Annotated in this window: 13 protein-coding genes; 5 read left to right on the top strand and 8 right to left on the bottom strand. The window is 60.9% G+C overall.

Features of this window, described 5'->3' with window-relative positions; translation table 11 throughout:
- Window positions 1–33: 33 nt before the first annotated feature.
- Window positions 34–1,557, bottom strand: coding sequence for a histidine ammonia-lyase (gene hutH, locus EOS_RS07120; protein ID WP_047845902.1), 1,524 nt, complete (start codon window positions 1,555–1,557; stop codon window positions 34–36).
- A gap of 234 nt (window positions 1,558–1,791) precedes the next feature.
- Window positions 1,792–2,169 (bottom strand): fluoride efflux transporter CrcB, encoded by a 378-nt coding sequence (gene crcB / locus EOS_RS07115; RefSeq protein ID WP_047845901.1) that lies wholly within the window; start codon window positions 2,167–2,169, stop codon window positions 1,792–1,794.
- Window positions 2,170–2,360: 191 nt separating this feature from the next.
- Between crcB and EOS_RS07110 the strand changes: the two genes are divergently transcribed.
- Window positions 2,361–3,683 (top strand): mechanosensitive ion channel family protein, encoded by a 1,323-nt coding sequence (locus EOS_RS07110; RefSeq protein ID WP_047845946.1) that lies wholly within the window; start codon window positions 2,361–2,363, stop codon window positions 3,681–3,683.
- Between the two features lie 147 nt (window positions 3,684–3,830).
- Complete coding sequence (locus EOS_RS07100; protein ID WP_082163249.1) at window positions 3,831–4,862, top strand: LysR family transcriptional regulator; 1,032 nt, start codon at window positions 3,831–3,833, stop codon at window positions 4,860–4,862.
- Here the strand turns inward: EOS_RS07100 and EOS_RS07095 are convergent, their stop codons facing one another.
- A complete protein-coding gene (locus EOS_RS07095; RefSeq protein WP_047845899.1) occupies window positions 4,863–5,168 on the bottom strand; it encodes a YciI-like protein in 306 nt (101 codons plus the stop codon).
- A gap of 427 nt (window positions 5,169–5,595) precedes the next feature.
- Between EOS_RS07095 and EOS_RS07090 the strand changes: the two genes are divergently transcribed.
- Window positions 5,596–6,471, top strand: coding sequence for a lipid A biosynthesis lauroyl acyltransferase (locus tag EOS_RS07090; RefSeq protein WP_047845898.1), 876 nt, complete (start codon window positions 5,596–5,598; stop codon window positions 6,469–6,471).
- 12 nt (window positions 6,472–6,483) lie between these two features.
- Here the strand turns inward: EOS_RS07090 and EOS_RS07085 are convergent, their stop codons facing one another.
- Window positions 6,484–6,981: a hypothetical protein gene (locus EOS_RS07085; RefSeq protein ID WP_047845897.1), complete on the bottom strand. Its 498-nt coding sequence runs from the start codon at window positions 6,979–6,981 to the stop codon at window positions 6,484–6,486.
- Between the two features lie 251 nt (window positions 6,982–7,232).
- Between EOS_RS07085 and EOS_RS07080 the strand changes: the two genes are divergently transcribed.
- The gene (locus tag EOS_RS07080; protein ID WP_047845896.1) at window positions 7,233–7,487 is read left to right on the top strand and encodes a GlsB/YeaQ/YmgE family stress response membrane protein; all 255 of its coding nucleotides are present in this window, start codon (window positions 7,233–7,235) and stop codon (window positions 7,485–7,487) included.
- A 131-nt stretch (window positions 7,488–7,618) separates the two neighbouring features.
- Here the strand turns inward: EOS_RS07080 and EOS_RS07075 are convergent, their stop codons facing one another.
- From EOS_RS07075 to EOS_RS07060, 4 genes are all read right to left on the bottom strand, one after another.
- Window positions 7,619–8,809, bottom strand: coding sequence for an ROK family transcriptional regulator (locus tag EOS_RS07075; RefSeq protein WP_235442729.1), 1,191 nt, complete (start codon window positions 8,807–8,809; stop codon window positions 7,619–7,621).
- Window positions 8,810–8,827: 18 nt separating this feature from the next.
- Window positions 8,828–9,610 (bottom strand): ATP-binding cassette domain-containing protein, encoded by a 783-nt coding sequence (locus tag EOS_RS07070; RefSeq protein WP_047845894.1) that lies wholly within the window; start codon window positions 9,608–9,610, stop codon window positions 8,828–8,830.
- Window positions 9,611–9,622: 12 nt separating this feature from the next.
- A complete protein-coding gene (locus tag EOS_RS07065) occupies window positions 9,623–10,609 on the bottom strand; it encodes an ABC transporter permease (protein ID WP_047845893.1) in 987 nt (328 codons plus the stop codon).
- A 111-nt stretch (window positions 10,610–10,720) separates the two neighbouring features.
- A complete protein-coding gene (locus EOS_RS07060; RefSeq protein WP_047845892.1) occupies window positions 10,721–11,716 on the bottom strand; it encodes a sugar ABC transporter substrate-binding protein in 996 nt (331 codons plus the stop codon).
- 344 nt (window positions 11,717–12,060) lie between these two features.
- Here EOS_RS07060 and EOS_RS07055 point away from each other — a divergent pair, with 344 nt between their 5' ends.
- Window positions 12,061–12,270, top strand: coding sequence for a hypothetical protein (locus EOS_RS07055; RefSeq protein WP_047845944.1), 210 nt, complete (start codon window positions 12,061–12,063; stop codon window positions 12,268–12,270).
- Window positions 12,271–12,743 lie beyond the last annotated feature (473 nt).

Genomic DNA, 12,743 nt, shown 5'->3' with positions numbered 1-12,743 from the left:
TGTGGCGTCCGGTTAAACGTGCGATTGAGCTTCCTAAACTTCCGAAACAAATGAAAGCGGGCAATGTTTCGCGATCTCGCCGCTTTGCACCTGCTTCGCAATGGCCGCGATATCCGGAGCGAAATAATGATCGAGATCGTAGTGCGCGACTTCCGAGCGCAAGGTCTTCATCACTTCGGCCAGGCGCGGGCTGGTTTGATGCGGCGCGCGCAAGTCTACGCCTTGAGCGGCAGCGAGCAATTCGATCGCGAGAATATGCGCGACGTTCTCCGCGATATAACCCAGCTTGCGGGCCGCGAACGTTGCCATGGAAACGTGATCTTCCTGATTCGCCGACGTAGGCAATGAGTCGACCGACGCCGGATGCGCGTAGGTCTTGTTCTCTGAAGCAAGCGCCGCAGCCGTCACGTGAGCAATCATGAAGCCCGAGTTCACGCCGCCATCGCGGACGAGAAACGGCGGCAAGCCGGAGAGTGTCGCGTCGATCAGCAACGCGATCCGGCGCTCCGCCAGCGCACCAATTTCCGCGGCAGCAAGGGCGAGGTTATCGGCGGCGAACGCAACGGGTTCCGCGTGGAAGTTGCCGCCCGAAAGCACTTCGCCGGTGTCCGGGAAGATCAGCGGGTTATCCGATACGGCGTTCGCTTCGATCAGCAAGACATCAGCCGCATGACGCATCTGGTCGAGGCACGCGCCCATCACTTGCGGCTGGCAACGCAGGCTGTACGGGTCCTGCACCTTGTCGCAATCTTGATGCGAGAGATTGATCGCAGAGCCTGCCAGCAAGGTGCGATACGCAGCGGCCGCATCGATCTGTCCGGCGTGGCCGCGCAACGCGTGAATGCGGGCGTCGAAGGGAACGACGGAACCCATCGCGGCATCGACTGAAAGCGCGCCCGATACCAGTGCCGTGCGGTACAGGTCTTCAATAGCGAACATGTTGTACAGCGCCAGCGCGGTGGAAGCCTGCGTGCCGTTAAGCAGCGCGAGACCTTCTTTCGCCTGCAACGTCAGAGGCTCGAGACCGGCGACTCGCAGGCCGTCCAGCGCACTCGCGCGCTCACCGCGAATCGTCACGTCACCAATACCCAGCAACGCCGTCGACATATGCGCGAGCGGCGCGAGATCGCCCGATGCGCCGACCGAACCCTTGACCGGAATCACTGGCAGGACATCGGCGTTGAACAGCGTGATCATCGCGTCCATCACAACGCGCCGGATGCCCGAGTGGCCGCGCCCGAGGCTCGACAGTTTCAATGCCATCAGCAAACGCACGACCGGCCGCGACATCGGCTCACCCACGCCCACCGCATGCGACAACACCAGATTACGTTGCAGCAGCTCCAGCTGATCGGCGGGAATGTGCGTACTCGCCAGCCGGCCGAAACCCGTATTGATGCCGTAGGCCGGCTCGCCCTTGGCGGCGATATCGGCAACGGTTTGCGCGGAGGCGTCGATGGCGGCAAAGCTGGCCGGATCGAGTCTTAGGTCATCCGATCCGCGCGCGATCCGGCGCAAGTCCGCGAGGGTGAGGTGTCCGGGAGTCAATTCGATCATGGCAAATCCTGTCTATACAAGTTGCGGCCCAGTCTAAACAAACAAATGCCCCAAAACAAGGTCGGGAAACACCTAAATTGGTTTCATCAGTATCGACATGCCGATTTTTCCGCCCGGTTGTCTATACAGCGATCGACCGCTTCTCCATCCGGAAGTTTGTCAGTTGCTGGTCTCGCAACGCCACGACTTGCGAGCGGACGACCTTGAATCCGTGCGCCTCGAAGCATCGCTGAATCAGCGCGTCAGCGAGACCGTCGCTATGCCCAGGATGGTCATCGCGACCGACGCGGCCACGTGAATCGCGATTTCGCCCGCGGCCCAGCCATAGCGCCCTTGCTGCAGATGCGCAACGACTTCGGCCGAGAACGTCGAGAAGGTGGACAGGCCGCCCATCAAGCCGGTAATGACGAACAGCCGCCATTCCATCGATACACCAGGGAAGCGCGCGAACCACGCCACCGCCACGCCGATCACATAACCCGCTATGACGTTCGCCGCAAGCGTCCCTAGCGGGAGATTGGGGAACAACGCGTTCAGGCGCAGGCCGAGCGCCCATCGAAACAGGGAACCGAGCGCGCCGCCAATACCGACAGCCAGAATCGACAGATACATGAGCGAAGGGAAAAGATCAGGGAGAAATCAGGGACAAGCGAGCGCAATACTCGCGAAGGGTGCACAAGGGCGTAATGATAATGGAGCGCACGCAGTCGTCGATGCAGAAAGCGCCGCTCCGCCATTCATGCACAATACGGGTCGCATCTCGTTCGCCCCGCGTTCGCCCTCTTATGCCTCACATTGTCCGCATGAATCTAGACGACCTCGTAGACACCGTCACAGACGCGCTGCAGCAGCACTACCCCACCCATCACTGGGCGCAGTTCGCGCTCGGCATGCTGACGCTCGTGCTGGCCGCACTGTTCGCGCAGTGGGTGGTCGCGCGCATCGTGCTGTATTTCGCGCACCGGCTGCTCGTGCTGACCGAACGTGAAACGTGGGACAAGGCGCTCGCCCGGCATCGCGCGTATCACCAGCTTTGGTATGCGGTGCCGTTCGCGGCGGTGGCGATCGGTATCGGCGATGTGCCGCATATTGGTCACGTGGCGCAGGTGATCGAGCGGCTCGCGCACGCCGGCGCATGGGTCTGCGTCTTCTTCGCCATGGGCGGCGCGCTCAGCGCATGGCAAGACGTGTACGCGGCAAGCATGGAGGCGCAGACACGCTCCATCAAGGGCTACATTCAGATCGGCAAGCTCGCGCTCGCGTTGATATGCGGCGTGCTGGTGTTGTCGATCGTGATCGACCGCTCGCCGCTCTGGATGCTGTCGGGCCTCGGCGCGTTGTCCGCGGTGCTGCTGCTCGTGTTCAAGGACACGTTGCTGTCGCTGGTGGCGAGCACGCAGCTCACGTCAAACGATATGCTGCGCATAGGCGACTGGATCGAGATGCCGCAATCCAACGCCGATGGTTTCGTGAAAGACATCGCGCTGCATACCGTGAAGGTGCAAAACTGGGACAACACGGTGACCACCGTGCCCACGTATAAGCTCTTTTCGGAGAGTTATCGAAATTATCGGCAGATGTTTGAATCGGGCGGGCGGCGTATCAAGCGGACGTTGCGAATAGATGCAACGTGCGTGCGTTTTCTCACCGATGAAGAAACCGCGCGCCTCAAGCAGTTCCGCTTGCTGCACGATTATCTGGAAGAGAAGCAACTCGAAGTCGACCAGGCGAACAAAAACCTCGGCGAGCTCGCAAGCGAGCCGGCCAACCGGCGGCGGCTGACGAATATCGGCACCTTCCGCGCGTATGGGCTCGCATATCTGCAGCGGCATCCGGAGATCAGGCAGGACATGTCGATGATGGTGCGCATGATGGAACCACAGTCGGAAGGCATTCCCGTCGAGGTCTATTGTTTCACCGCCGTCACCGCATGGACACAATACGAACGCATTCAGGGCGACGTATTCGATCACCTGCTGTCGATCCTGCCGGAGATGGGACTGCGGCTGTATCAAGCGCCGTCCGGTGCTGACATGAGCGGACTCGTGAGTGGACGGATTGGCACCGTAAGCAGCATTGGCAGTGCGCAAAGCGGACGCTTACGCGGCGAGTTGCCCACGGTCTAGCTGGAGAAGCAGGCAAGAATCCGCGATTTTTATGTATTCACGCGAAGCTTTCTGATCCTTAAAGTGTGAACCTTGCCGGCATTCCTTCTGCATCACCCGAAGGTGCTCGCCGGTCAACGCATTCATCGCTTCTACAGGAAAACTCCCGTGACCGATCGCGTTCATGCCATGCGTGTTTTCATCCGTGTCGTCGATACCAACAGTTTCTCGCGCGCCGCCGAATCCCTCGGCATGCCGCGTGCAAGCGTCTCGACGACCATTCAACAACTCGAGGCACTGCTCGGCGTGCAACTGCTCGCACGCACCACGCGGCGTCTCAATCTCACGGCCGAAGGGGCCGAGTGTTACGAACGCTGCGTGAGGATTCTCGCGGACATCGACGACCTCGAAGCCGGCTTTCACGGCCGCGACGAGCGTCTGCGCGGCCGTCTGCGCATCGAGCTGCCCGATACCGTCGCGACCGCGCTGGTCGTGCCCGCGCTGCCGGATTTCCATGCCCGTTATCCGCATATCGAGTTGTCGATCGGCATCAGCAACCGTGCCGTCGATCTCGTCGGCGAAGGGGTGGATTGCAGCGTGCAACTCGGCGAATTGCCCGATTCCGGGCTGATCGCACGGCGGCTCGGCAGCTTCGAGCACGTGACATGTGCAACGCCGGCGTATCTGGAAGCGCACGGCACGCCGAAAACGCTCGACGAGCTCTCGCAACACTTCGCCGTGAATTGCGTGTCGGACCGTACCGGCCGGCCATGTGATTTCGACTTCGAAGTCGATGGCGAAGCAGTGACCGTGAAAATGGCGGGGTTTGTACAAGTCACCGACGAACACGCGTATCTCGCCTGCGGACTGCAAGGGCTCGGGCTGATTCAGCCGCCGCGCATTGCCGCGTTGCCGTATCTGCGTTCCGGGCAATTGCGCGAAGTGCTGCCGCAATGGAAGTCGATGCCGATGAATGTCTCGGTGGCGTTCGTCAAGAGCCGGCAAGCGGCGCCACGTGTGAGTGCGTTCGTGGACTGGCTGGCGGAATTGTTCGAGCGCACGCAGGAAATGGACGACACGCTCACGCGCCTGTTCCGCACGGCACGCCGCCCGGCTTCTGCTCCGATCAAGGCCGCAGCGCCGGTGCGTGTGACTCGTGCGGCCCGCGACGAGGACGCGCACGAGGAAACCGCAAGCTAGTCACGACGCCGGCCTGACCGGCTGCGCCGCCCCCTCGCCCGCCACCGTATTCCACTTGCGCACCTCCCAGCGCGTGACCAACCCCTCGGTCACATACGGATCGGCCCGCGCGAACGCCTCCAGCACCTCGGGCGAATCCGCATCGAACAGCAGCATCGCCCGGTCGGCGGGCGCCTCCAGCGCCCCGCCCAGCAACAACTCGCCGCGTTCCGCCGATTGCCACGCGAGCGTTAAATGACGGTCGCGGAACGCCGTACGGCGGTCCAGGTAATCGGCGCTCAATTCGTAGATCAATAAAAAGTGCATCAGCTTGTCTCCAGTTCCGGGCGACGGGACGCGCTCGTTGCGCTTATACCCCCAGCCTCATCCTATTACGCCCGCCCATTACACCCATTACGTCCGTTACGCTCGGTAAGCAAAAGTGCATATGCACAAAGTGTCAGAAACTGTATGTCGCGCACCGTGTGTGCGATCATGACGGGACTTTCGACGCATTCCTTCCGCGCGCCCGTGAATTCCCGGCGGCGGCAAGGGGTCAGGCGGTGCCGGAAGCTAGCCGGAACGCGCCCATTGGCTGCCCGTCCGGCTCCTTTTTCGCCTCCTTTCCCGGTGATTCCCGCTGCGCTTGCTTCGCCGTTACTCCTCTTCGACATCCGGCTCCAGCCAATCGTCGAAGTTCATATTCACCCGGCGCTCGTCATATGTATTTCGCCGCCCGTTTCAAGGGGCAAGTTTGAACAACATCGGTTTCGCGCTGGTCGTAGCACTGCTCCGCGCACTCGCTCACCTGCCCTACGGCCTCGTCGCGCGGTTCGGTAGCGGACTGGGCGCGCTGCTTTATCTCATTCCGAGCCGTCGAAAGCATATTGTGCAGGTCAATCTGCAATTGTGCTTTCCCGGCAAGACCGCCGCCGAATACGAATTACTCGGACGTTCGCATTTCCGCCACGTCGTGCGCAGTTACGTGGAGCGCGGCGTGCAGTGGTTTGGTTCGGCTAGTGCCATCGAAAAACTGGTGCAGCTGGAAAGCCGCATTGACCTCGACGATGAAAACGCACCGCCCACCATTTTCATGGGCTTCCACTTCGTTGCCATTGAAGTGGGCTGCATGCTGTACTCCATGAAGCTGCCTATCACGGCGCTCTATACGCCGATGTCCAGCAAACGGCTCAACACGCTCGCCGTCGAACAGCGCGGCCGTTTCGGCGCCGACATGGTGATGCGCGCCGACAGCGCACGCCGCATTCTCAAGCTGCTGCGCAACGGCGGCTCCGTCATGCTGGCCGCCGACATGGATCACGGCATCGAAAACTCGGTATTCGTGCCGTTCTTCGGCGTGCCGGCCTGTACGCTCACGTCCGTGTCGCGGTTGGCGCGCCTTGGGCACGCGCGCGTGGTCCCGTTCGTCACAGAAGTGCTGCCGGACTACAAGGGCTACAAGATGACAATCTTCGAGCCGCTCGCCGACTTTCCCTCAGAAAGCGACGAAACCGATGCACGCCGCATGAACGAGTTTCTCGAATCGCAAGTGGTGCGTTTTCCGGAACAATACTACTGGGTGCATCGCCGCTTTAAACACCGGCCGGAAGGTGTACCGGCGGTTTATTGAGCGCGCTCAGTATCAGTCGGGCTTGCGGAAGTCGTTGTCCACCCAGGCCTGCGCGCTGGTCTTGGTGAGCTTGAATCCCGCCGATACCCGCACCTGGGCAAGCAGCGCACCGAACGAGTCGAGCGCCCTCAGGTCCGCGTAGGGATCGTCCTCGTCGGGCACTATATCCAGCGTCACTGTCACATCTTCGCCATCTGCGCGAACCGTAAAATCCTTGTGAAGCATCGCGTGGCGCTGTTGCTCGTGACGGCGCAATACTTCGGACGCCGTCTTGACCAGTGTACGGAACGCGTTCGGATCGAGCGGCTTGGGGTTCTTCTTGTCGCGGCCCATGGTCCACGGGCCGGTGAGCGCCGGTTCGGCTTCGCCGTCCTTGATCATCTCGACCGCCCAGCCGTCGTCGTCCTCGTTCTTGATCACCCGCGCAGTCCAGCCGTCGTCGCGCCAGAGGCGGTCTTCGTGGAGCGTGGTGTCTGCGTCGGCGTGGAGAGCGGGATCTGAATCGGTCATGGGGAATAGGTGGTTCGCGTTGCTTGAAACAGGTTGGGAGCACGTCAGTGTTGCACCGTGCATAAGCGACGAATTTTAACCTGCAAGAAGCCCCGGCATCGTCGAAAATGCCCACACGCGGGCTAATCGGTCTACTCGACGGGCACGTTGCGCGCCACCTGCCTTTTTGTCGCAGGAATCTTGTGCGCGAATGTGTGCCGGCGCGCGCCCGGATATCCCGGGCCACTCGCCAACACTACGGAGGAATCATCATGCTTTCACTAATCGGCACCATTATCGTCGGCGGCATCATCGGCTTGATTGCGCGGGCAATTAAACCGGGCGACGACAGCATGGGCTGGATCATGACGATCGTGCTGGGCATTGCCGGCTCGCTCGTCGCAGGTTATGTCGGCCGCGCGCTGGGCTGGTATCACGAGGGGCAGGTAGCGGGGTGGATTGCCTCGGTGGTCGGCGCTATCGTCCTGCTATTCATCTGGGGGCTGGTCGTACGCCGCCGGGCTTGAAACCTGTGAGGCTCGAACCGCGCGAGTGAGGATTTTGGTGAAACTAAAAAGGCTGTTCCAACTTTCGTTGGGACAGCCTTTTGTTTTTCGTTCGATCGAGGGCCGGGCCAGCAAGAACCGCGAGTCCGATATCACGCGCTTAAACCCGACTTCAGGAACAATACATGCCGGGGCGCAAAGTGCGCATACAACGGCAAGATTGCGCCGCCCATTGCCCGGGCATCGGCGCCAATCTCTCCTTCGACCAGTCGAGGGCGCAACATCCCCTGCCAGTCGAAGGCGTCGAGCGCGGTATCGGTACGACTTAATACTTCCCGCAACAACTGCCGATCCAGTTCCCCATCAATCACGATCCCGTCGAGATCGACCAGCGCCGCCGCCGTCGCAATCGCCGCGGCCAAGGCCGGACAAGCGGCATCGAGCCAGGCCTCGCACAAGGGCCACAATTGCGCCGACAGCGCGCGCTGATCGTGAGCAGCAGCGGCTGGAAAACCGGCGTCGGTGAAGCGCTTTTCCAGCACATAGACGGACGCCACGTTAAGCAATTGCGGCGTGCCTTCGCTCATCAGGGGAAACGAGCCGACCGCGCCGGCGTTTCCCTTGGGGCCGGCATGCAGCCGTCCATCGATGACCAGCCCGCCGCCAATGAACGTCCCGATAAACACGTAAAGAAAGTCCCGCAATCCGCGCCCTTGCCCCATCAGCAATTCGGCGGCACACGCAGCGGTCGTGTCCTTCGCGAACTCCACCGGCAACGCGGTCAGCGCCTGGACCCGCGCGCGGATATCGATCTCGTTCCACGCGGCGAATACCTCAGGCGGGGTATCGAAGAAATTGCGCCAGCCGCCAAGCCACAACGGTGCGGCAACGCCAATCCCGACGATTTTGGCGGCGTCATCGCCGAGCGTGGCCATCATGTGGTCGAGTTTCCTGCTGAGCAAAGAGAACACCGTGCGCGGATCGGGATACGCGTACTCGAGCACTTCACGCGCGTGCACGTGCCCCGCGAAATCCATGGTCAGCACGTCGAGACTCCGGCGCCCCATCTTCACACCGATGGAAAACGCCCCATCCGCGCGCAATGAGATCGGCACCGACGGCTGGCCCATGCGTCCCTGCACACGCGTTCGTGCTTCCCGAGCGAGCAGCCCGTCATCTATCAGGCGATCCACGATCAGCGAAGCCGTCTGCGTGCTCAGATGCGTCAGGCGCGCGATATCGGACTTGGGGCATGGGCCGTGGACACGCACCGCCTGAAGCACGATGCGCTCGTTCATCTGCCGCATGCCCACCGACTTCGGCGTTGCCGTACTTGCGGGCATCGAAGGGCTCATCGTCTATCAGGCAATGGCCTGTACGTCGGCTTGCTTCGCACCGGTCATGATCGCCACCGCCTCGGACATGTGGATGTCTTTCGTATTGACGAGCGCCGCGCGCCGGCCGAGCCGCTGGATATGAATACGGTCCGCGATCTCGAACACGTGTGGCATGTTGTGGCTGATGAGAATCACGGGCAGCCCGCGATCGCGCACCCGCCGGATCAACTCCAGCACCATGTTCGATTCCTTCACGCCGAGCGCAGCGGTCGGTTCATCGAGGATCACCACATGCCGCGCAAACGCCGCGCTGCGCGCCACCGCCACGCCCTGGCGCTGACCGCCGGAAAGCGTCTCGACTGCCTGCTTCATCGAGCGGATGCCGATCTGCAAACCCTCCATATGCGCGATGGCTTCCTGCAACATGCGCCGCTTGTCGATCATCATGAACACAGAGCCGAGAATGCCGGGACGCCGCAACTCGCGCCCAAGGAAAAGATTCTCCGCAATGCTCATTGCCGGCGCGACCGCAAGGTCCTGATAGACCGTTTCAATGCCTTGCGAACGCGCATCGAGCGGACTGCGAAAATGCACGGGTTTTCCGTCCAGCAGGATCTCGCCTTCGTCGGGCACGAGCGCGCCGGACAGCGCCTTGATCAACGACGATTTGCCTGCTCCGTTATCGCCGATCACCGCCATGATCTCGCCGGGCAACAGTTCGAAATCGACGCCGTCGAGTGCGGTCACGGAGCCGTAGCGCTTGATGACGCCGCGTGCTTCCAGAACGGGTTTGAGTGTGTCGTTCATGAGCTTGGCTCCTCAGGCGCGGGGACGCGCGAGTTTATCGGCGGCGACCGCGAGAATCACCAGAATGCCTGTTATCAGAATCTGATAAACCGACGACACTCCGATCAGCGTCAGTCCATTGCGGAACACGCCGACAATCAACGCGCCCAGCAAGGTACCGACAATCGTGCCGCGTCCCCCGAAGAGACTCGTGCCGCCGAGTACCACGGCCGTGATGCTGTCGAGGTTCTCGGTCTGGCCCGCCTGCGGATCGCCGACGCCGGTTCGCGCCACCGACAACAGCGCCGCGATGCCGTAGAAAAAGCCCGCGAGCGTGTACACGGTGATCAGGATTTTCTGCGACGAAAGTCCCATCAGCCGCGCGGCTTCCGCGTTGTTGCCGAGTGCGTAGAGATGGCGGCCGGGCACCGTATCGCGCAACACGAACCACACCGCGAGATACATCAACAGGGTCAGCACGGTGCCGTACGTGACCTCCGCCCCGCCGAGATGGAACGTGTTGCCGAAGAACATCATGGCGTCCGGCAGGTTCGAGACGCTCTCGGCGTTCGAGTACACCTGCGTGAGCGCGAACGCTATGTTCAGCGTCCCCAACGTCACGATGAACGCCGGCAATTTGATCTTCGTGATGAGTGTACCGTTCAGTAATCCAAACAATGTGCTCGCCGCTACCCCACACATGATCGCGATCACGGGCGGCACGCCCATCGTGACGGCGAACTTCGTCATCACGATGGAACCGAATGCCATCACCATGCCGCACGACAAATCGATGCCGCCGGTCAGCACGATCAGTGTCTGGCCGATCGCTATCACCGCCACGACCATGGTCTGCTGAAGGATCAGAGAGAGATTTTGTATCGATAAAAACCGGTCACTTTGCCAGATGAAGAAAGCGCACGCGATGACGAGTGCCGCAAGCGGACCGATATCGGCAAGCGACGGCAGGCGGTCGGAGAACGCCGCTCGGCCGGCCGTGGGAGAGGTGGATTGCGTCATGACTCTGGACCTCGACAGCAACATCGAAAAAATGCGCCGCACGCGGAGCTCGGGCCTGAAACGTCTTGACGCTATAGGCCCGGGCTGTACGTTAAAACGCGGCGCGACGGCTTACTTATTGCCCCAGCAGTTGTCCAGCCCGAACTTCGTGTCCTTGGCGGCAACACCGGGCACGGGTTTGTCGGTGATGAGCGTGACGCCGGTGTCGTGATAGCCGGTCGCCTTCTTGCCCGTCTTCGCGTATTCGATGCCCGCCTGCACGCCTTGCTGTGCCATCAGCAACGGGTACTGCTGCGAGGTGGCGGCGAAGCTGCCGGCTTTCACGTTGCGCACGCCTTCACAGCCGCCGTCGATGGACACGATCATCACGTCCTTGTCCTTGCCAGCCGCTTTGAGCGCGCGATACGCGCCGGCCGCCGCGGGTTCGTTGATCGTATAAACGAGGTTGATGCCCGGCGCCTTCTGCAGGCAGTTTTCCATCGCTGTCTGGCCCTTCGACTGATCGCCGCGGGTGTCCTGGCTGCACACCACGGACGGGTCGCCCTCTTTCACGCCGAAGCCCTGCAGGAAGCCGTTATGCCGCAGGACACCGACGGACACGCCGGGCGCGAGGTCAAGCGTGGCGATCTTCGCGGGTTTGCCGGCGAACGCGGCTTTTGCGTATTCGCCGATCAGTACGCCGGCCTTGAAGTTGTCGGTGGCGAAGAGCGCGTCGGTGGCGTCTTGCGGTTCTGTCGGGGTGTCGAGGGCGATCACGAGAACGCCTGCCGCACGCGCTTTCTTGAGCGTCGGAACAATGGCCTTGGTGTCGCTTGGCGTGATGAGGATGGCTTTCACGCCAGCTGTCATCATGTTTTCGACCGCGGTCACCTGGGTTGCGTTGTCGCCGTCGAACTTGCCGGCTGCCGTGATGAGTTTCACGCCGCCTTTCGCGGCGGCTTCTTCGGCGCCCTGTTTCATCTTGACGAAGAACGGGTTGGTATCGGTCTTGGTGATCAGGCCGATAGCAATCTGGTCAGCAGCCAGTGCCGCGCCCGAGCTGGCCAGCGACGCAACTGCAAGTCCGAGGAAGGACGCACGTGCGACAGCACGCCGAAGATTTTTCATGTCTCGCTCCATAGGTTTTTATCCGCCCGCGGCTTCGAAAAGAAACACGCCGGACGCGTTCGCCGACTAAATCAATTGACTTTATTTAGTACAGCAGTGCCGCGGAGACAAGTCAAGAAAATGAAGCGAAACCCAAACGATGCAGTGCAACATAAGAACGATCAGATCGCGAACTTTGGTCAATGGGGGCAATGCATACGGAGATTGTTGCGTTGCGTCTACGTAAAAACACTGACTGACTGAGTTGGGGCTAAAAAAGTGCTGAATTGAATTGTTTTCCGGTTTTTTATCGGGTTATGGTTTACCAGCATTCTTACCAACCTACCATCCTGGTCTCCCGCACCATGAGCGCACTCGAAGCCCTTCACGCGATCGTCACCGACGAAGATTCGCCCCAGATCATCCGCGACCACATTGTGGATTCGCTGCAGTTTGCGTTACGTAACCAGCCCGGCTTTTTCACGACAAAGGAAGTGCAATGGCTCGCGCAATGGGATGACACGCGCATTCCGATTGCCGCGACAAAGATCCTGAACGAGATGAAAACGACCTGAACGGGATTTTCGTTCGCACTCAGGGTAGGTTTGGGTCTGTCGGTGCTCGTGGGGCTGGGTTAATGCCGGGTTGGTGCTTTCGGCGTTAGTGGTCTGCTAGTGGTCTGCGTGAGTTAGCGGATTCTTTATCACTGTTAGCCACTGTGCTTGGCGGCACTTCATTTTTGCAAACGCGCAAAGAAACGAAGCAAAGAAACGCGTTCCAACCATCGGCAAGTTAGTGTCCCTAGCGTGCAGGCTAGAAGTTTCTGGCACCTGATAGCACGGGGCTCGCAAGACTCACCGATGTTTGAACCCCTCCTTCTCGCGAATCCTGACACGAACACGCTTCGCCCCCAACGCTCTCGGGCTAGCACCATGCCCCCCAGACCATGACGGCCTCACGTGTGCTGGTTGCCCCATTTCGTGGTGGGTTGGCCACGTGGACTGCGAGGTTATTTCTTGAGGGGGTTGTACGCGGATAGCGCGGGGTG

Source organism: Caballeronia mineralivorans PML1(12) (assembly GCF_001028175.1).
Taxonomy (GTDB): Bacteria; Pseudomonadota; Gammaproteobacteria; order Burkholderiales; family Burkholderiaceae; genus Caballeronia; species Caballeronia mineralivorans.
This window is presented reverse-complemented; position numbering and strand designations above follow the sequence as displayed.